15 protein-coding genes and 2 tRNA genes are annotated in these 19,887 nt (G+C 69.7%); 5 read left to right on the forward strand and 12 right to left on the reverse strand.

The window, feature by feature from the left end; all coding sequences use genetic code 11:
* The 6 genes from G495_RS0109475 to G495_RS0109500 all read right to left on the reverse strand — a co-directional run.
* Positions 1–1,220, reverse strand: a 1,220-nt coding sequence (locus tag G495_RS0109475) for a methyl-accepting chemotaxis protein (protein ID WP_028587620.1), incomplete at its 3' end; no start/stop codon positions are given.
* Positions 1,221–1,368: 148 nt separating this feature from the next.
* Positions 1,369–4,908 carry an ABC transporter substrate binding protein gene (locus G495_RS20370; protein ID WP_051445239.1) on the reverse strand — a complete coding sequence of 1,180 codons (3,540 nt, stop codon included), beginning with the start codon at positions 4,906–4,908 and terminating at the stop codon, positions 1,369–1,371.
* Between the two features lie 432 nt (positions 4,909–5,340).
* Positions 5,341–5,418: transfer RNA gene (locus G495_RS0109485), tRNA-Glu, on the reverse strand.
* A 5-nt stretch (positions 5,419–5,423) separates the two neighbouring features.
* Positions 5,424–5,498 (reverse strand) — tRNA-Gln (locus G495_RS0109490).
* Positions 5,499–5,565: 67 nt separating this feature from the next.
* Complete coding sequence (locus G495_RS0109495) at positions 5,566–5,913, reverse strand: hypothetical protein (RefSeq protein ID WP_028587621.1); 348 nt, start codon at positions 5,911–5,913, stop codon at positions 5,566–5,568.
* A gap of 25 nt (positions 5,914–5,938) precedes the next feature.
* On the reverse strand, positions 5,939–6,421 hold the full coding sequence (locus tag G495_RS0109500; RefSeq protein WP_028587622.1) for a DciA family protein: 483 nt from the start codon (positions 6,419–6,421) through the stop codon (positions 5,939–5,941).
* A gap of 123 nt (positions 6,422–6,544) precedes the next feature.
* Here G495_RS0109500 and G495_RS0109505 point away from each other — a divergent pair, with 123 nt between their 5' ends.
* The gene (locus G495_RS0109505; RefSeq protein ID WP_028587623.1) at positions 6,545–7,348 is read left to right on the forward strand and encodes a substrate-binding periplasmic protein; all 804 of its coding nucleotides are present in this window, start codon (positions 6,545–6,547) and stop codon (positions 7,346–7,348) included.
* Positions 7,349–7,527: 179 nt separating this feature from the next.
* Here G495_RS0109505 and ahcY read toward each other — a convergent pair whose 3' ends face one another.
* From ahcY to speA, 6 genes are all read right to left on the reverse strand, one after another.
* Entirely contained in the window at positions 7,528–8,958 is a 1,431-nt protein-coding gene (gene ahcY, locus G495_RS0109510; protein WP_028587624.1) for an adenosylhomocysteinase, read from the reverse strand.
* Positions 8,955–9,908 carry an ArsR/SmtB family transcription factor gene (locus G495_RS22825; protein WP_028587625.1) on the reverse strand — a complete coding sequence of 318 codons (954 nt, stop codon included), beginning with the start codon at positions 9,906–9,908 and terminating at the stop codon, positions 8,955–8,957. Before G495_RS22825 ends, ahcY begins: the two co-directional genes overlap by 4 nt.
* A 249-nt stretch (positions 9,909–10,157) precedes the next feature.
* A complete protein-coding gene (gene speB, locus G495_RS0109520) occupies positions 10,158–11,030 on the reverse strand; it encodes an agmatinase (protein ID WP_035251628.1) in 873 nt (290 codons plus the stop codon).
* A gap of 26 nt (positions 11,031–11,056) precedes the next feature.
* Positions 11,057–12,232 (reverse strand): carboxynorspermidine decarboxylase, encoded by a 1,176-nt coding sequence (locus G495_RS0109525; protein WP_028587627.1) that lies wholly within the window; start codon positions 12,230–12,232, stop codon positions 11,057–11,059.
* Between the two features lie 2 nt (positions 12,233–12,234).
* Positions 12,235–13,413 carry a saccharopine dehydrogenase family protein gene (locus G495_RS0109530; protein ID WP_028587628.1) on the reverse strand — a complete coding sequence of 393 codons (1,179 nt, stop codon included), beginning with the start codon at positions 13,411–13,413 and terminating at the stop codon, positions 12,235–12,237.
* Positions 13,414–13,588: 175 nt separating this feature from the next.
* The gene (gene speA, locus G495_RS0109535; RefSeq protein ID WP_028587629.1) at positions 13,589–15,502 is read right to left on the reverse strand and encodes a biosynthetic arginine decarboxylase; all 1,914 of its coding nucleotides are present in this window, start codon (positions 15,500–15,502) and stop codon (positions 13,589–13,591) included.
* A gap of 360 nt (positions 15,503–15,862) precedes the next feature.
* On the opposite strand from speA, the gene nifU reads away from it, so the two are divergent.
* From nifU to epsC, 4 genes are read left to right on the forward strand one after another with little or no spacing between them, the layout of a single operon-like run.
* Positions 15,863–16,693, forward strand: coding sequence for a Fe-S cluster assembly protein NifU (gene nifU / locus G495_RS0109540; protein WP_028587630.1), 831 nt, complete (start codon positions 15,863–15,865; stop codon positions 16,691–16,693).
* 1 nt (position 16,694) lies between these two features.
* Positions 16,695–17,927, forward strand: coding sequence for a cysteine desulfurase NifS (gene nifS, locus G495_RS18505; RefSeq protein ID WP_035251630.1), 1,233 nt, complete (start codon positions 16,695–16,697; stop codon positions 17,925–17,927).
* Positions 17,927–18,862 (forward strand): cysteine synthase A, encoded by a 936-nt coding sequence (gene cysK, locus G495_RS0109550; protein ID WP_028587631.1) that lies wholly within the window; start codon positions 17,927–17,929, stop codon positions 18,860–18,862. Before nifS ends, cysK begins: the two co-directional genes overlap by 1 nt.
* Before the next feature lie 38 nt (positions 18,863–18,900).
* Positions 18,901–19,833 carry a serine O-acetyltransferase EpsC gene (gene epsC, locus G495_RS0109555; RefSeq protein ID WP_028587632.1) on the forward strand — a complete coding sequence of 311 codons (933 nt, stop codon included), beginning with the start codon at positions 18,901–18,903 and terminating at the stop codon, positions 19,831–19,833.
* Positions 19,834–19,887: the final 54 nt, after the last annotated feature.

The raw sequence follows: 19,887 nt of genomic DNA on the forward strand, positions 1-19,887 counted from the left end.
AGCTCCTCGCTGCCCGAGGCCACGTTCTCGCCCGCGCTCTGCACCTCGCCCACGACCTCGGAGAGCTTGGCGACCATCTCCTGGAGCGCGGCGGCCAGCTGGCCGATCTCGTCCTTCTGGTTCACGTCGATGCGCGCCGTGAGGTCGCCTGCGGCGATGGCCTGGGCGAAGCCCACGCCCTTGAAGAGCGGGCCGGTGATGGCCCGGGTCAGCACGATGCCCAGGGCCAGGGCCAGGACGACCCCCACGACCATGCCCGTGGTCGCCACGGTGCGCCCGAGGGCGGCGTCGGCGTTGGCCTCTTCCACGGCCAGCCCTCCGGCCTTGACGTTGACGGCCACCAGCTCTTCCACCACCTCGAAGGCATGGTTCATGTGCTCGCGGGCGTCGCCCAGCAGAACGTCGTTCATGCCGGTGAACAGGTCCAGGGACTTCTGGGCCTCGGCGCGCATCTCGCGGAAGAGGCCGAAGACCTTCTCGGCGTTGGGCGCCATCTCGTTGATGTACAGGGTCCGGGCCCGCTCCGTCTGCCCGGCGGCTGCGGCCTTCTTGATCTCGCCCAGCACGGCGTGGAACTGGTTGTGCGGCTCGCGCACGTCGGCCAGAAGCTTCGCCATGGCCGGGTTGTCCGTCTTCATGCCCGCCAGCCACTTGCCGAAGTTGCAGGCCGTGGGGTCGTCGCCGCCCTCGAACACCTTTCCGGCCAGCAGCAGTTCGGCGATCCGCGACGACAGCATGTAGTGGTCGCCGCGGAACATCTGCAGGTCGCGCATCAGGGCTTCGGGGTTCAGGACGTCCAGGACCAGGAGCTGCTCCGACATGGCCAGGGCTTTTGAGTTGGCCTCCGCCGCCTTGGACTCGGCGGGTCCGAACTGCGACCAGAGCTCGGTTTCCTCCGGCGTGTGCGGCAACTCCTCGTAGGCTTTCAGGCTTGTCTGGTACTGGCTGCGGGCCGACTGGACGTTTTCCAGCTGCCGCTTGCGGCCCTGGGCGTCGAGGTAGGGGCTGCTCATGGTGCGCATGGCCGTCTGCAGCCTGCGCAGGCCGTTTTCGGCATGCAGCAGCTCCTGGACGGCGGGCAGCCTGTTTTCCCCGATGTTCTGCACATGCCCGCCCAGGGAGTTGATTTCCAGGATGCCCACCCCGCCGATGGCCAGGGCGATGAGCGCCGTGATCACGAACCCGCCGATGAGCTTGACGCCCAGTTTGAGATTTTTCATCGCTTGTCCTTCCTCCTGCGTCTTCCCGGATTGTTTTCCCGACTCCGCATCCCGTTGTTTCCGAAAAAGTGCCGCTTTGCGGATCAGGGCTGGGCCTGCGACTGCGCCCGGCGGCATCCGCCCGCCCCGGCGCCCGCCGCGCGCGGCTTCAGCCGCCGCCGACCCGCTGGATCTCCGCGCACAGCTCGTGCATCTCCACCGGCTTGGAGACGTAGCCGTCCATGCCCGCGTCCAGGAATTTTTCCCTGTCCCCGGCCATGGAATGGGCGGTCAGGGCGACGATGGGAATCCGTGCCCGCTCCCCCAGGGCCGTGCTGGCGCGGAGCAGCCGCGTGGTCTGCACGCCGTCCATGACCGGCATCTGAATGTCCATCAGTACCAGATCGAGGGGCTCCCTGGCCAGGATGTCCAGGGCCTGGGCCCCGTTGTGCGCCTCGTGCACGGTATGCCCCGCGCTTTCCAGCATCTTGCGCACGCACAGGCGGTTGACCGCCTCGTCCTCGACCACGAGGATGCGCAGGGGGCGCGCCACCGCGCAGCTTTCCCCGCCCGGCGCGGGGGCCTGCGCCTGGGCCCGGCGCAGTGGCAGCGAAAAATGGACCTCCGTGCCCTGGCCGGGCTCGGAGCTGATGGCCAGGGTGCCGCCCATGAGGGCGACCAGCCGCCGGACGATGGCCAGCCCGAGCCCCGCCCCACCCTGCTTGCGGGTGTAAGGCGTATCCGCCTGGGAAAACGGCTCGAAGACGTCCTTGATCTTGTTTTCGGGAATGCCAACGCCCGTGTCCACGACGGAAAACAGGATCCGCAGTTCGGACGGCGAGGCGAAAACCGGAAGGGCGTGGGCCTCGATCCTGATTTCCCCGCTGGTGGTGTATTTCAGGGAGTTGCCCACGAGGTTGAACAGGATCTGGCGCAAGCGGCGCATGTCGCCGAGCAGGGGCGCGGCCAGCTCCGGGCCGATGGCGGACACGAAGCGCAGGCCCTTCTGCCTGGCCTTGGGTTCGAGCACCCCGGTCACCGAGTCCACCACCGCCTTGACCACGAAGGGCTCCTCCTGGAGGGTTTCGCGGCCGAACTCCAGGCAGGCGAGATTCAGCACATCGTCGAGGATCTGCGCCAGGTGGCGGCTGGCGGACAGCGCCGTGGCCACGAATTCCTCCTGCTCGCCGTCCAGGGGCGTGCCCTGCATCAGTTGCAGCATGCCCATGATGCCGCTCAGCGGCGTGCGGAACTCGTGGCTCATGATGGCCAGGAACTCCGATTTGGCCCTACTGGCGACCTCGGCGGCCTCCTTGGCCTTGACGAGGTCGCCCAGGTACTGGTTGCGCTCCAGCACCCGCCAGGCGCCGCCCATCAGCAGGGAGAGCTGCAGGGCGTCGGCGTCGGTGTACGGTTCGACCTTGTTGGCGACGCCGACCACGGCGATGATCCTCCCGCCGTCGAACAGCGGCACGCTCATGAACCGGGACAGCGGCGCGTGGCCCTGGGGCACGCCCTTGCGGTACGGGTTGTCGCCCTGGAAATCGTTGAGGATGATGGGCTTGCGCTGGCGGACGACCTCGCCCCAGGCGCCCGTGGCATCAAGGGTATGCACGCGTTTGGGGTCAACGACGGTGCATTGCTTCGAGACGCTGCGGGACCAGGAGTTCAACTCGAAGGTCTCGAGGCTCTCGTTGTAGTTGTAGATGTAGCCGATCTGGCTTTTCGTGATGTCGAGGGCCTCGTGGAGCGTGTAGTCCAGAAGTTCGTGCCGCCCCATGGCCTCCTGGTGGTAGATGTTCAACAGGCTGCTCAGCAGCTTGGCGTTGCGCTTGGCCGCCTCTTCCTGGCGTCTGCGCTGGGTGACGTCCACATGGGTGCCGAGCATCCGCAGCACGGCGCCCTGCCCGTCGCGCTGGACGACCTTGCCCCGGCCCAGGGTCCACAGCCAGTCGCCCGCCTTGTTGCGCAGGCGGAACTCGACCTGGAACGAGCCGTCCTCGGTGGCCATCTGGCGCAGAATCTCGGCGGCCACCGCCTCCCGGTCGTCGGGGTGGATGAGCGACTTCCAGGCCTCGAAATCCACGGGAAACTCGTCGGGCTCGTAGCCGAGCATGGTGTACGTGCGCGGGCTCCAGGCCACGGCGCCCGTGGCGAGGTTCCAGTCCCAGACCCCGTCGCTGGTCGCCTCCATGGCCAGGCGCAGCCGTTCCTCGCTTTGCGCCAGGGAGCGCTGGGCCTCCCGGATGGGGGTCACGTCGGAGATGACGCCGACGATGCCCGCCGGGGCACCGCTGCCGTCGAGAAAGAGCGCCTTGTCGATGACCAGGGTGCGCAGTCCCGTGGCGCACTGCATGACGTGCTCGTAGCTCTGCCGGCCCTGGCCTTCGAGCATCTCCTCGTCGCGCCGCTGGAAGAAGCCGCCCTGGTCGGGAGGGAAGACCTCCGTCGTCCGTTTGCCGACGACCTCGCTCGCCGCCTTGCCCATCAGCGTTTCGAAGGCCGGGTTGACCCCCAGGTAGCGGCCTTCCAGGTCCTTGAAGAACACCGGGGCGGGCATGGCCTCCAGCAGCTTGGACACGAAGTTCAGCTGCGAGCGGTAGAGCTCCTCGGCCCGCTTGCGGCGGCGGACGCTTCGCGCCAGCAGGAACATCTGGACGCCGCCCAGGGCCAGGACCGCGAGGGCGCCCCAGACGAGGGTCTTGTTCAGTGTGTAGAAGGACGCGGGCTGGTGGAGCATCACGGTGCCCGGCGGCAGCGGGAGGTCGGGCATCCTGAACCGCGTCAGGGCCCGGTGGTCGGCCAGGGGGATGTTGTATTCGCTGGAAACGGGGATGGTGGCGCTGGGCTCACCGCCCAGGACGCGCAGGGCGATGGCCCCCGCGGCCTGGCCCTGGGCCCTGGCCGACACGACGACGCCCGCCACCGGGCCGTGGCCCATCCAGAAATCCCAGGCCGCGAAAACGGGCACTGCGCTGGCCTGGCTCAGGCGCCTGCTGGACTCCTCGTCCGGCAGGACCGCGCCGCCCTCGCGCGTGCGGCACATGGGCAGCACGATCCAGTCCGCGTCCAGCGCGGCAAGGTGCCGCTCCTGGCTGGCGATGTCCGTGTCCTGGACGATCTGCACGGCGAGTCTGGCCGCGAGGTGGCCGGTCTGGCGCCGGAACAGCTCCAGGTTGGCCCGGCCCGTGGCCGTGTCCTCCGTGAGCACGAGGACCCGCTTCGCGGCGGGGTGGAGCCCGAGGGCCAGTTCGAGGGTCGCGTCGAAGGCCGGGGTCTCCCCGACCCCGGTGACGTTCTCCTGGCCCCGCAGGAGCTCGGGGGCGAAATTGTTGACGCCGCAGAACACCACCGGGGTCGCCGGGCCCAGGCTGTCGCGGTGTTCGAGCACGAAGTCCAGGGCCACGTTGTCGGTGACCAGGATCAGGTCGAAGGCCCGGCGGGAGATCTTGAGCAGAAGCTGGCGCAGGAAGAGTTCGAAATGCTCACGCCTGTCCGTGGCGTCGCCGAAGCGGGCCGCGTCGAGGTATTCGACATCGAGATCGAAGGCCAGGCCGCTGCGGGCCAGGGCTTCCTCGATGCCGAGCTGGATGTCGTCGGTCCAGGTCAGGCCCTGGTGGTAGCTGTGCAGGACGAGGATGTTGGGCAGGGGCTGCCGCGCAGCAAGGACGGTGCGGGGGGCCAGGCCGAGGACCACGACGGCGGCCATGAAGAGCGCAAGACACAGCCCCGCGCCTGCGTCAGCCTTCGGGAGCGCCGTGCGCCTGTCGCTTTTCCATCTGGCGGGGGGAGCCAAGCGATTCTCCTGGGCGGGAAGCGGTCTGCTGATCGTCTTGTGCATTCGCACCGTCCTGGCCGAAAAGAAACGGCATGGGTATGCAAAGACAGATAATCGGCAGACCCAGGCACTAGTATGATTATGCATGATTGTTCCGGCATGTCCAGCGGCAATGCATTTCTTTGCCGGAAGGTCGGCCTGGATGGCCTGCGGGGGGCTGTTGCAGAGCGAAACGCTCTGTTTTGTGGGCCGGGGAGGACTGATCTTTGGGGGCGGGGCGCAGGGGCGTGCTGGCCGCTTCGGGTGGCTTTGCCGTCCCAAAAGAAAAAGGGCTACGGCATGTGCCGTAACCCTTTGTTTTCCTGGCGTCCCCAAGGGGATTTGAACCCCTGTTGCCGGCGTGAAAGGCCGGTGTCCTGGACCAGGCTAGACGATGGGGACAGAAGTGGCTGGCGGACTAGGACTCGAACCTAGACTACTGGAGCCAGAATCCAGCGTCCTGCCAATTAGACGATCCGCCAACATTGGGAAGATGGGATTTACAGACTCGGACCCGGACTGTCAACCCCGCAGGGAATCATTTTCGCCCTAGGCGTTGGCATGCGCCAGGCGACGGGTGCGCTTCTTGAGCTTGTTGATCTTCTTGCGCAGGATCTCGCGCTCCTTGCGGTTGGCGCTTTCGACCTTCTTGGCGCGCAGGGCGCGGATGTCCTGCTTGATGGCGTGGATCTGGTCCTTGTAGGGCGTGCCCTCGACCACCTCGTCCTCGATGCCCAGGATCTCCTTGATGGCGGGCAGCAGCTCCTCCTTGCTCATGCCGGAGGCGCCGGTGATCATGGGGATCTTCTCCATGCACAGCTCGCGCAGCTCCTTCTGGGTCATCTTGTCCAGGGGCTTCTTGAGCTCGAGGCTTTCCAGGGTGAGTTCTTCGCTCATATGATCTCGTCCTCCTTGGGGAATGTCATTTTTCTGCCGGTGGGGCGGGGTCGTCGCCGGGCGTGGCGTCCTGGTCGAAGGAGCGCAGGTACGCCGCGTAACACCTGGCGATGGGCGAGGCGGGGTCGATCCGCCCCTCCAGGCCGCCCAGGCGCGCGGGCCGGCCCGGCCTGGGCGGCGGGCTGGGCGCGGGCTGGGCGACTGCATCCAGTGAAACGTGGTCTCCTAACAGGTCCACCCGAACCTTGTCAAAGAAATTCATGCCCAAAAAGGCGTTGGCCTGTTCCAGCAGGGCCGGGGCGTACATGGCCAGCTCCTGGGCGATCATGTGGTCCTGCGCGCCGATGACCAGGGTCGTGCCCCTGTGGCCCACGGGCCGGGCGACCTCGGCGATATGCGGGCCGACCACCTGCTGCCAGTGCCGCCACAGGCGCGACAGATGGTAGCGCGTCCCGTCGGGGTCGCGCCTGGAGAGGAAGCGGTTGAACAGCGTGGCGAGTCGTTTCATGGCGGCACCAGGGCGCAGCGGAGCACATCCGCGCGCCAAAGGCAAGGGCGGAGCGCGCCCGAGGCGCAGTGGCCAGGCGATACAGGGCTTGCAATGCCGCGGCGCAGGCTCTACCCTGGCCCGATGGAACGTTTCGCGTCCCTCGTCCTCGCGGCCCTGGCGCTGCTGGTCTTTTCCGCAGCTGCGGCCCCGGCGCAGCCGCCCCGCCAGGCCACGGTGGTCTACTTCGAGCGGCCACCGTACTACTACACCCACCAGGGGCAGCCCGGGGGCTTTCTGCTGGCCATCGCGCGCAACGCCTTCGAGGCCGCCGGGCTGGAGGTGGGCTACGAGTCCGCCCCGCCCAAGCGGATCATGGCCCGCATGCACGAGGGCGGGCGGCTGTGCTCGGTGGGCTGGTTCCGCACGCCCGAGCGCGAGGCCTTCGCGCTGTTCTCCGTGCCCATCTACCGGGGCCAGCCCCTGGTGCTGGTGGCTGCGTGGCACGGCAGGGCGCGCCTGGCGGGCCTGACGACCCTGGCTGAGGTCTTCGCCGCGCCGGGGCTGACCTGGGGCGTGCCGGGCGGGTACGTCTACGGCGCGGTGGTGGACGAGTTGCGCGCGCGTCTGGAACCCCGGGTGGCCGACGCCCCGGTGGCCCTGAACCAGATGCTGGCCATGCTCGCCGCCGGGCGCTTCGACTACCTGCTGCTGGCCCCCGAGGAACTGCCCCTGCTGGACCCGGACGGGGCGGTGGGTGAAGAGCGGGAGCAGCCCGCCCAGGGCCCGGAAAGCGCCGCGCGGCACGGGGATTTCCTGGTGCTGCCCCTGGCGGACCTGCCGGACGGCCCCGCGCGCCATATCATGTGCACCCCCGGCGTGGGGCCCGCCTTCATGGAGCGCCTGGACCAGGGCATACGGGCCACGGTGGGGCCCCTGGCGCCCTGAGGGCGCGCGGCGCGGCGCGGGGCAGCCGCCATGCAACCCGCGCGGCCTGGCGTCAGCCCCGGACCGCCCAAGACGACACACCCTCCCTCGGCCTTGGGCCAGGGGAGGGTGTGTCGCTGTTTTGCTGGGCCGCCCCGGCCCGGTGGGCCGGGGCGGCCGTGTCGCGGTCCGGGGTCGGCCTAGTAGCGGTAGTGGTCCGGCTTGTAGGGCCCGGCCAGGGGCACGCCGATGTACTCGGCCTGCTCGGGGGTCAGGGTCTCCAGGGTCACGCCCAGGCGCTCCAGGTGCAGCCGGGCGACTTCCTCGTCCAGGTGCTTGGGCAGGGTCATGACGCAGGGCTCGTAGCTGTTGCGGGCCAGGTCGAGCTGGGCCAGCACCTGGTTGGTGAAGCTGTTGGACATGACGAACGAGGGGTGGCCCGTGGCGCAGCCCAGGTTCACCAGCCGGCCTTCGGCCAGCACGATGATCGAGCGCCCCGAGGGCAGCAGCCACTTGTCCACCTGGGGCTTGATCTCGATGCGCGTGCAGGCCGGGTTGTTCTCCAGGGCGGACATCTCGATCTCGGAGTCGAAGTGCCCGATGTTGCAGAGAATGGCCTCGTCCTTCATGCGCATCATGTGCGCGCCGGTGATGACGTGGTAGTTGCCCGTGGCGGTGACGAAGATGTCGCCCTCCTCCACGGCGCGCTCCATGGTCGTGACCTCGTAGCCTTCCATGGCGGCCTGCAGCGCGCAGATGGGGTCGATCTCCGTGACCAGCACCCGGGCGCCGAAGCCGCGCATGGACTGGGCGCAGCCCTTGCCCACGTCACCGTAGCCCGCCACCACGACCACCTTGCCCGCGATCATGATGTCCGTGGCGCGCTTGATGCCGTCGGCCAGGGACTCGCGGCAGCCGTACAGGTTGTCGAACTTTGACTTGGTCACCGAGTCGTTGACGTTGATGGCCGGGAAGAGCAGAGCCCCGCGCTGCTGCATCTGGTAGAGCCGGTGCACGCCCGTGGTCGTCTCCTCGGACACGCCGCGGACCTTCTTGGCGATGGCCGTCCACTTGCCGGGGTGGGCCTTGAGGCTGGCCGCCAGCCGGGCCAGGATGATGCGGAACTCCTTGTTGTCCGTGGCCTGGTTGACCACCTCGGGGTTCTTCTCGGCCTCCACGCCTTTGTGGATGAGCAGGGTGGCGTCGCCGCCGTCGTCCACGATGAGGTCCGGGCCGGAGCCGTCAGGCCAGGTCAGGGCCTGCTCGGTGCACCACCAGTAGTCCTCCAGGGTCTCGCCCTTCCAGGCGAAGACTTTGGCCAGCCCGGCCTTGGCCACGGCGGCGGCGGCGTGGTCCTGGGTGGAGAAGATGTTGCACGACGCCCAGCGCAGGTCCGCGCCCAGGGCGTGCAGGGTCTTGATGAGCATGGCCGTCTGGATGGTCATGTGCAGCGAGCCCATGATCTTCAGGCCCTTCAGGGGCTTCTCGGCGCCGTGCTTGGCGATGAGCTGCATGAGCCCGGGCATCTCGCGCTCGGACAGCTGCATTTCCTTGAGGCCGAACTCGGCCAGGTCCATATCCTTGACCATGTGGTCCAGGGCCGGATCGACGGGTTTCACTTGGGTGGTCATTGGCGTTTCTCCTGTGCGGGTTTCACCGCCCCGTAGAGCCGCAGGGCTAGGCCCGAGGGCAGGGGGTAGCGGGTTGTCTCGTCGGTATGCAGTCCTGCGGCGGCAAGCCAGCCTTGCACGCGCGCGGGGTCGAAGCCGAGCCAGTTGTCGCCGTAGCGCTCGCGCATGGATTCGTCGGCGTGGGGCTCGAAATCCACGAGGACGAAGCGGCCCCCCGGGGCCAGCACGCGGTGCGCCTCCGCCAGCCCCAGGCGCGGCGAGGGCAGATGGTGCAGCGCCAGGCTCATGACGGCAAAGTCGGCCTCGCCGTCGCCAAGGGGCAGGTGCTCCAGGTCGCCGATGCGCAGGCTGACCCCGGGGGCCGCGCCGTCCGCCTCGGGCCCGAAGGCGCGCCGGGCCTGGGCCAGCATTTCGGCGGAGCTGTCCACGCCGATGACCCGCCCGGCCCGGGGGCGCATGGCGTGCAGCAGGGCGCCCGTGCCGCAGCCCAGGTCCGCCGCCGTGGCCACGCCCCGGGGCATCCGCGCCAGGATTTCCCCGGCCAGGTCCAGCCCGCCCAGGGACTGCTCGCGCAGTTCGTCCCAGGCCCCGGCATGGGCGGCGAAAAAGGCGGAGGTGTGCTCGGCGCGCCGGGCCACGGCCCTGGCGGCGGCCCTGGCGTCGGCGTCCAGGGCGGGATCGGCCAGAAAAGGCGCCAGGGCGTCGAGAAAAGCGCGCTGCGGGCCGGACTCCGGCGCGGCATAGTACACCCGCTGCCCGTCGCGCCGCGAGACCAGAAGCCCGGCCCCGGCCAGGATCTTCAAATGCCGCGAGATGCGCGACTGCCCCAGCCCCAGGGCGCGCACGATTTCGCCCACCGCCAGCTCGTGCTCCAGCAGCACGCGCAGCAGCCGCAGGCGGGTTTCGTCGGCCAGGGCCTTGGCAAGATCAAGAAGGGGCGGGGTGCTCATGTGTGCTTTTCCGTATATTGAGATAAGTTGATATACCAGCAGGGCTGCGCTTGTCAACCGGGGGCTGCGTCTGCGGTGCGGGGGGGGGCGGTGCGGTGGAGTGCCTGGGCACGGCGGGGTGCGGCGCCTCCGGCGGGCAGGGCTCCGCCCTGCACCCGCCAGGGGCCAAGGGCCCCTGGACCCCACACGCCGCCCCGGACCCGCGCGGCGAAGCGCCGCGCGGGTCCGGGGCGGGGAATCCGGCCTGTGCTATCCGCGCGCGATTAGGCCCATGAGGGCGTAGGCCAGGCGGGCGGCGGTGAAGTCGGGGCCGTGCTGGCCGGGGGCCGGGGCCAGCTCGACCACGTCGCAGCCCACGATGGTCCGGCCCCGGGCCACGTTGTCCAGCAGCCACATGGCCTGGTGCCAGAACAGGCCGCCGGGCACGGGGGTGCCGGTGCTGGGCATGAGCGCGGGGTCCAGGCCGTCCACGTCGAAGGTGACGTAGAGCCGCGCGGGGAAATCCGGCGGCAGCACCGGGGCGGCGGGCGGGGCCAGGGGCAGGTCCGGGCCGTCCATGCGCCCGATGGCCAGGGCCTCGCGCAGGTCGTGCTCGTCGCGGCACAGGGCGCGCACGCCGATCTGGAACAGGGGCAGGCCCAGGTCCAGGGCGCGGCGCATGACGCAGGCGTGGCTCAGGCGCGAGCCCTGGTAGGCGTCGCGCAGGTCGGCGTGGGCGTCGAACTGGACCACCCCGAAGGGCTCGGCGGGGCCCAGGGCGCGGCGCAGGGCGGCCAGGGCGCCCAGGGTCACGGTGTGCTCGCCGCCCAGCAGCACGGGCACGGCGCCCGCGTCCAGGGCTTCGGCCACGGCGGTTTCGATGCGCGCCAGCACGGCCTCGGCGGGGCCGCCGCAGTCGATGGCCGGGCGGGTGTGGATGCCCGCGTCGGCGGGCACGCCATGGCCGTCCCACAACTCAAGCTGGTTGGAGGCCGCCAGGATGGCCGCCGGGCCGCAGGCCGTGCCGCCGCCGTAGGACACGCTGGCCTCGAAGGGCGCGGGGATGACGTGGATGCGGCTGCCCCGGGCGGCGGGGCGGCCGATTTCCTCTTCCAGGAAGCCGGGCGTGACGGGGGCGGGCATGGGCGCTCCTTGCGCGCCGCGTGGCTTCAGGACAGGCGGCTCTTGAAGTCCTGGTAGCCGAAGCGGCGCACGGTCTCGAAGGCGTCGCGCGCCGGGTCGTAGAGCACGATGGACGGCAGGCGCACGCCGTTGAAGGTGGTGTTCTTGACCATGGTGTAGTGGGCCATGTCGGTGAAGACAAGGCGCTGCCCGGGCACCGGGGGCGCGTCGAAGCTGTAGTCGCCCGCCATGTCGCCCGCCAGGCAGGACGGGCCGCCCAGGCCCACGGTGTGGGCCTTCTCGCCGGGCAGGCCCGCGCCGACGACGTGGGGCCGGTAGGGCCCTTCGAGCACGTCGGGCATGTGGCAGGGCACGGCGGTGTCCATGATGGCCACGGGCCGGGCGCCGCCGGGCACCACGTCCAGCACGCTGGTCACCAGGTAGCCCGCGTTCAGGACCACGGCCTCGCCGGGCTCCAGGTACACGCGCAGCCCGTGGCGGGCGCGGAAGCCGCGCACCAGTTCCACCAGCCGTTCGCGGTCGTAGTCCGCGCGGGTGATGTGGTGTCCGCCGCCGAAGTTCACGTAGTCCAGGCCAGGGAGCAGGTCGCCGAAACCGGCCTCGAAGGCGGCCAGGGTCCGCTCCAGGGGCCCGACGTTCTGCTCGCACAGGGTGTGGAAGTGCAGCCCCGACAGGCCGCGCACGTCGCCCGGGCCGATGTCGGCCCGGCGGGCGCCCAGGCGTGAGCCCGGGCCACAGGGGTCGTAGAGCGGGTTGGCGCCCTCGGAGTGCTCGGGGTTCACGCGCAGGCCGAAGTGCAGGGTCCGGCCCAGGCGCGCGGCCTCGGCCCGGGCCACGGGTTCCAGGGCCCGGCGCTGGGCCGGGGAGTTGAAGACCAGGTGGTCCGCCGTGGCCGCCAGATCGATCACGTCGGCCCGGGAGAAGGCGGCGGCGAAGGCGTGGACCTCGCCGCCGAACTCCTCGCGGCCCAGGCGCGCCTCGTGGGGCGAGCTGGCGCAGACCCCGCCGAGCACCCCGCGCAGCAGGGGGAAGACCCGGAACATGGCGAAGGCCTTGAGGGCCAGGAGGATGGTCGCGCCCGAGCGGGCCTGCACGTCGGCCAGCACGGCCAGATTGTCGGCCACAAGGCCCAGGTCCAGCACATAGGCCGGGGTGTCGGGCACGCGGTCGGGGTCGAAGCGGACCTGGGTGCGGCCGTCCACGGCTAGAGCTCCCGGACGACCCAGGGCAGGCCATGGACGCCAAGGGCCGCCATGAACGGGTCGGGGTCGAGCTGCTCCATGTTGAAGACCCCCGCGCCCGTCCAGGCGCCGGTGAGCATCATCTTGGCGCCGATCATGGCCGGGACGCCCGTGGTGTAGCTGATGGCCTGGGAGCCGACCTCGCGGTAGGCCTCCTCGTGGTCGCAGATGTTGTAGATGAACACGGTCTTCTCGCGCCCGTCCTTGACCCCGCGCATGAGGCAGCCGATGCAGGTGCGGCCCTTGGTCAGCGGGCCCAGGGAGCCGGGGTCGGGCAGCACGGCCTTGAGGAACTTCAGCGGCACGATCTGCTGGCCCTGGTAGTCCACGGCGTCGATGCGCGTCATGCCCACGTTTTCCAGCACCTTCAGGTGGTTCAGGTAGTTGTCGGAGAAGGTCATCCAGAAGCGCGCCCGGCGCAGGCCGCGCAGGTTGCGCACCAGCGACTCCAGCTCCTCGTGGTACATGAGGAAGCACTTCTTGGGGCCGATGCCCTCGGGGAAGTCGTAGGTCATGGACCAGGACAGCGGGTCGGTCTCCAGCCATTCGCCGCGCTCCCAGTAGCGCCCCCGGGCCGTGACCTCGCGGATGTTGATCTCGGGGTTGAAATTGGTGGCGAAGGGCTGGCCGTGGTCGCCCGCGTTGCAGTCGATGATGTCCAGGACGTGGATCTCGTCGAAGAGGTGCTTCTGGGCGTAGGCGCAGAACACGTTGGTCACGCCGGGGTCGAAGCCCGAGCCCAGCAGGGCCATGAGCCCGGCCTGGCGGAAGCGCTCCTGGTAGGCCCACTGCCATTTGTACTCGAACTTGGCCTCGTCCAGGGGCTCGTAGTTGGCGGTGTCCAGGTAATGGGTGCCCGTTTCCAGGCAGGCGTCCATGATGTGCAGGTCCTGGTAGGGCAGGGCCACGTTGAGCACCAGGTCGGGCCCGAAGCTTTTGATGAGCGCCACCAGCTCGGGCACGTTGTCGGCGTCCACCTGGGCGGTCCGGATGGGCCGGGGCAGCCCGGCGGCGATGGCGTCGCACTTGGCCTTGGTGCGGCTGGCGAGCATGATTTCGCCGAAGACCTCGGGCACCTGGGCGCACTTGTGCGCCACCACCTGGCCGACGCCACCGGCGCCGATGATGAGAACCTTCTTCATGGGAGTCCTCCCGGGGGTCGAGGGTGAGTGACTGTTTGGAAAATCCCTTGTCCCAGGCCGTCCTGCCCGGGTGGGCGGCGGCGCGAAAAGCATTCAGGACCGGCGCGTCGCGGGACGGACGCGCGGGGTTGGGTTCCCGGGGCAACGCGGCTGGCCGCCGTTTCGGGGCGGGCAGCTACCTGTAGAGGTAGGTGTAGCCCCGCATGCAGCGCTCGTAGGCCTTCATGATGTAGTAGCGCTCCTGGGGGGTGATGTTGCCGTCGCGCACACCCTGCTCGGCCAGCAGGCGGAAGCTCTCCACCACATGCTTGGGGTCGTATTCCACGTAGGAAAGCACGTCGGACACGCTGTCGCCTTCCAGCTCGCGCACGATATCGAAGGTGCCGTCGGGGTTGATGCGCACGGAGACGACGTTGGTATCGCCGAAGAGGTTGTGCAGGTCACCCAGGGTTTCCTGGTAGGCGCCCACGAGGAACGCGCCCAGGTAGTAGGGCCGGTCGTCCTCCAGGGTGTGCAGCTCCAGCACGCGCTTGACGCCGCGGGTGTCGATGAAGCGGTCGATCTTGCCGTCGCAGTCGCAGGTGATGTCGGCCAGGAAGGCCCGTTCCGTGGGCTGTTCGTTCAGCCGGTGTACGGGCATGATGGGGAAGAGGTGGTCGATGGCCCAGGCGTCGGGCAGGGACTGGAACACGCTCATGTTGCAGTAGTAGATGCTGGCCAGCGACAGGGCCACGTCTTCCATCCACTTGGGCGGGTTCTTCACGTCTTCGAGCATGTCCGCGATGTTGCGCATCACGGCCCAGAAGATGGTCTCGCCCATGGCCCGCTCGCGCAGGGAGCAGCGGCCCAGGCGGAACATCTGGCGCACTTCGTCGCGGTAGTAGATGGCGTCGTTGTAGCATTCCTGGACGTTTTTCACCGTCAGGGAGCGGTGGGTCTCCCAGAGGTTGCGCACGGGGTCGGGGGCGTCGTCGGGCACGGCCCCGGGCACCGGGCGGCTTTCCAGGCGGCTGACGTCGAGCACGTCGAAGAGCAGCACGGAGTAGTAGGCCACGGTGGCGCGGCCCGACTCGGTGATGATGTGCGGGTGGGGCACGTCGCGCTCGTCCATCTCGCTCATCACCGATTCGATGATGTCGGCGCAGTATTCGTCCAGGGTGTAGTTGCGGCTGCTCTCGAAGTTGGTGTGCGAGCCGTCGTAGTCCACGGCCAGGCCGCCGCCCAGGTCCAGGTAGCCCATGGCGCAGCCCTCGCCCACCAGCTCGGCGTACATGCGGCAGGCCTCCTGCACGGCCACGCGGATGTCGCGGATGTTGGGGATCTGCGAGCCGAGGTGGAAGTGCAAAAGGCGCAGGCAGTCGAGCATGTTTTCGGCGCGCAGGGCGTCCACGGCCTCGACCACCTCGGAGGTGGACAGGCCGAAGATGGACAGGTCGCCGGCGGACTCGGCCCAGTGGCCGCCCACCTGGGCGCTGACCTTGGTGCGCACGCCCATCTTGGGCCGCACGCCCAGGACCTTGGAGCGTTCCAGGATCAGTTGCAGCTCGCCGGGCATCTCCATGACCAGGAAGCAGTTGAAGCCCATCTTGGTGGCGTACAGGGCCAGGTCCACGAAGTCGCGGTCCTTGTAGCCGTTGCACACCAGGCAGGCTTCGCGGTCGGAGAGGTAGGCCAGGGCGGCGATGAGCTCGGCCTTGGAGCCGACCTCCAGGCCGTGGTGGTAGCGCGAGCCGAACTGGGCGATCTCCTCCACCACCTGCTGCTGCTGGTTGACCTTGACGGGGAACACGCCGCGGTATTCGCCCCGGTAGCCCAGGGCGGCGATGGCCGTGCGGAAGGTCTCGTGGATCAGCGAAATCTGCGAGTCGAGGATATTTTCCACGCGCAGCAGCACGGGCAGTTCCAGCCCGCGCTCCTTGAGACCGTCGATGATCTGCGGCACGCTGACGCGCACGCCGTTGCCCGGCGTGGGCACCAGCACGAGGTCGCCGTTCTCGGCCACGTCGAAATAGCCGCCGCTCCAGTTGCGGATGCCGTAGAGGTCGGCAGACCGTTCGGCGGTCCACTTCTCCAGGGATCGTTTGCTCATGGGGGATTCCCCTCCTCGCCGTCCGCGCGGGACGCGGACCTGAACTTGCCGGGCCCCCGGGGGCCCTGGAAAGGGCTGCGCGGCGAGAGGGATCGAGGATCTTGGGCAACGCGCAGCCGGAGGGTTTACCTAGATGCCATCGCTTGCGGCGTCAATGAAAATTTTTGGTTGCCCGGCGGGGTTTCGCCCCCGCCCCGCCCCTCGCCTCGGGCCGCGCCCTGTGCTACGCTGGCCCGAGCGGCGGGCGGGGCGGGAAAAATCCGGCCCCGGGGGCTTTGCAGGGCGGCTCATGCGCCTTATAGTGGACCGCAGAGATAGGAATTCCGGGGCGCCGAGCGTCCGCCAAGCAAGGAGATGCCCATGTGGGACTATACGGATAAGGTCAAGGAGCACTTCCTGAACCCGCGCAACGCGGGGGCGATGGAGAACCCTGACGCAGTGGGCGAGGTGGGCAGCCTGGCCTGCGGCGACGCCCTCAAGCTTTTCCTCAGGATCAACGACCAGGGCGTCATCGAGAACGCCACCTTCCAGACCTTCGGCTGCGCCAGCGCCATCGCCTCGTCCTCGGCGCTGACCGAGATCCTCAAGGGCAAGACCGTGGCCGAGGCCGAGGCGCTGACCAACAAGGACATCGCCGAGTATCTGGGCGGGCTGCCCAAGGAAAAGATGCACTGCTCGGTGATGGGCGAGGAAGCCCTGGCCGCTGCGCTGAAGAACTGGCGCGGCGAGGCCGCCCCCGAGGCCCACGCCGAGGGCGAGCTGGTCTGCCGCTGCTTTGGCGTCACCGACGTGACCATCCGCCGGGCCATCGAGGAAAACGGGCTGCGCACGGTGGAGGAGATCACCAACTACACCAAGGCGGGCGGCGGCTGCGGCGACTGCGTGCCCCGGCTGGAAGAGATCCTGGCCGAGGTGCTGGGCCAGGCCCCGGCGCAGGCTCCGGCCCCCAAGCCCTTGACCAATCTCCAGCGGATGCAGAAGGTCATGCAGGTCATCGACGAGGTGGTGGCCCCGAGCTTGCGCAAGGACGGCGGGGACATCGAGCTGGTGGACGTGGACGGCACGGACGTTTCGGTCTCCCTGCGCGGGGCCTGCTCCAGCTGCCCCTCAAGCCAGCTGACGCTCACGGATTTCGTGCAGAAGACCCTGCGCGAGCAGGTGGACCCGGCCATCCGGGTCAAGGGGGTCTGACATGGCGCCCCAACCGACGCCCCTGTATTTCGACAACAACGCCACCACCCGCGTGGCGCCCGAAGTGCTCGAAGAGATGCTGCCCCTGCTGACAGACCTCTACGGCAACCCGTCGAGCATGCACCGCTTCGGCGGGCAGGTGGGCAGGCTGCTGGCCCGGGCCCGCGAGCGCGTGGCCGCCGGGCTGGGCTGCTCGCCCGAGGAGATCGTCTTCACCTCCTGCGGCACGGAGTCGGACAACACGGCCCTGCACAGCGCCGTGACGGCCAACCCGGGCAAGAAGCACCTGGTGACCACCCGGGTGGAGCACCCCGCCGTGCTCAACGTGGCCCAGCACCTGGAAAAGCGCGGCTACGACGTGACCTGGCTCGGGGTGGACTCCCAGGGCCTGCTGGACCTGGACGAGCTGCGCCGCGCCCTGCGCGACGACACGGCCCTGGTCTCGGTGATGTTCGCCAACAACGAGACGGGCACCATCTACCCCATGGCGGACATCGCGGCCCTCTGCAAGGAGCGCGGGGTGCTGCTGCACACCGACGCCGTGCAGGCCGTGGGCAAGGTGCCCATGGACCTCGCCACCCTGGGCGTGGACTACCTGGCCCTGTCGGGCCACAAGCTGCACGCGCCCAAGGGCGTGGGCGCGCTCTACGTGCGCCGGGGCGCGCCGCTGCGGCCCTTCATGCTCGGCGGGCACCAGGAGCGCGGCCGCCGCGCGGGCACGGAGAACATGGCCTCCATCGTGGCCCTGGGCAAGGCCGTGGAGCTGGCCACCGCGCATATCGCCGACGAGAACACCCGCGTGCGCGCCCTGCGCGACCGCCTGGAGCGCGGGCTGCTGGAGTCCATCCCCGACGCGCGGCGCAACGGCCACGCGGACCAGCGCCTGCCCAACACCACCAACATCTCCTTCAAGTACGTGGAGGGCGAGGCCATCCTGCTGCTCATGGACGAGCTGGGCATCTGCGCCAGCTCGGGCTCGGCCTGCACCTCGGGCAGCCTGGAGCCCTCGCATGTGCTGCGCGCCCTGGGCGTGCCCTTCACCTTTGCCCACGGCTCCATCCGCTTCTCCCTGTCGCGCTACAACACCGAGGCCGAGGTGGACACCGTGCTGCGCGAGATGCCGGGCATCATCGCGCGGCTGCGGGCCATGTCGCCCTTCCGCGAGGGCGCCGACGCCCCCGACGGCGGGGCCTGCGCCTGCTCCTGCGCAACCCCGGGCGGAGGTACACACTGATGCGCATCGCCCAGGACATGACCCGTCTGGTGGGCCGCACGCCCCTGGTGCGCCTGAACCGGGTGGCCGCCGGGCTGCCCGCCACGGTGGTGGCCAAGCTGGAGTTCTTCAACCCCGGCTCGTCGGTGAAGGACCGCATCGCCCTGGGCATGGTCGAGGCCGCCGAGGCCGCCGGGCGCCTGGAGCCCGGGGCCGTGGTGGTCGAGCCCACCAGCGGCAACACGGGCATCGGCCTGGCCCTGGTCTGCGCCGTGCGCGGCTACCGGCTCATCCTGACCATGCCCGAGAGCATGAGCGTGGAGCGCCGGGCGCTGCTTGCGGGCTTCGGGGCCGAGCTGGTGCTGACCCCGGCGGCCCGGGGCATGACCGGGGCCATCGAACAGGCCCGGGCCATCCTGGCGGCCACGCCCGGGGCCTTCATGCCCTCGCAGTTCGACAACCCTGCCAACCCCGCCACCCACGAGGCCACCACCGCCGTGGAACTCTGGGACGACACCGACGGCGCGCTGGACGTGCTCGTGGCCGGGGTCGGCACCGGGGGCACCCTGTCGGGCGTGGCCCGGGCCCTCAAGGCCAGAAAGCCCGGGCTGCGGGCCGTGGCCGTGGAGCCTGCGGACTCGCCCGTGCTCTCCGGCGGCGCCCCGGGGCCCCACGGCATCCAGGGCATCGGCGCCGGGTTCGTGCCCGGCAACGCCGACACGGCGCTGTTCGACGAGGTCGTGCCCGTGGCCACCGCCGACGCCCTGACCATGGCCCGGCGGCTCATGCGCGAGGAGGGCATCGCCTGCGGCATCTCCTCCGGGGCGGCGGCCCACGTGGCCGTGCAGGTCGCCGCGCGGCCGGAGAACGCCGGGCGGCTGGTGGTCTGCGTCATTCCCGACACCGCCGAGCGCTACCTGTCCACGGCCCTGTTCCAGGCGCCCGCCGCGCCCTGAGCGCGCGGCGCCCACAACCCTTTCGCCCCCCAGAGCCCATGAAACAGTTCGACCCGAAGTTCGACCAGGTCATCGACGCCCTGTGCGACCCGCGCTCCTACGAGGTGGTCCACCACAGCCACGAACGCCACGTGCCCATGCCCTCGGTGGCCGTGCTGGAGGAGATCGTGGGCCGCCTGCGCGCGGTGCTGTTCCCCGGCTACTACGGCTACTCCGACGTGGACGCCGCCACCATGCGCTTCCATGTCGGCGCCAACCTGGACAAGATCCACCGCCTGCTGGCCGAGCAGATCATGCGCGGGCGCTGCTTCACCTGCGCCCTGGAGGCCGCCGACTGCGCCGACTGCGACGCCCGCTCGCGCGAGGTGGCCTCGCAGTTCATCGCCCGGCTGCCCGAGGTGCGCCGCCTGCTGTCCACGGACGTGATGGCCGCCTACGCGGGCGACCCGGCGGCCAAGAGCCCGGGGGAGACCATCTTCTGCTACCCCTCCATCCTGGCCATGACCCACTACCGCATCGCCCACGAGCTGTACCACCTGGGCGTGGACCTCATCCCGCGCATCATCACCGAGATGGCCCACTCGCGCACGGGCATCGACATCCACCCCGGCGCGGAGATCGGCGAGGGCTTCTTCATCGACCACGGCACCGGCGTGGTCATCGGCGAGACGTGCATCATCGGGCGCGGGGTGCGGCTGTACCAGGGCGTGACCCTGGGCGCCAAGAGCTTCCCCAAGGGCGAGGACGGCGCGCTCATCAAGGGCATCGCGCGCCACCCCATCGTGGAGGACGAGGTCATCATCTACTCCGGGGCGACCATCCTGGGCCGGGTGACCATCGGCAAGGGCTCGGTCATCGGCGGCAACGTGTGGCTGCTCAACGACGTGCCGCCCGGCACGCGGATCATCCAGCGCCCGGCGGGCGGCAACGGCGACGGCGAGGCCGCCCTGCCGCAGCAGGGCATCGGCTGACGCGGACCGCTGGCGCCCCAACGGACCGGGGCCCGGCGCGGCGAGGTGTTTTCG

This window comes from Desulfocurvus vexinensis DSM 17965 (assembly GCF_000519125.1).
In the GTDB taxonomy this organism is placed as follows: domain Bacteria; phylum Desulfobacterota; class Desulfovibrionia; order Desulfovibrionales; family Desulfovibrionaceae; genus Desulfocurvus; species Desulfocurvus vexinensis.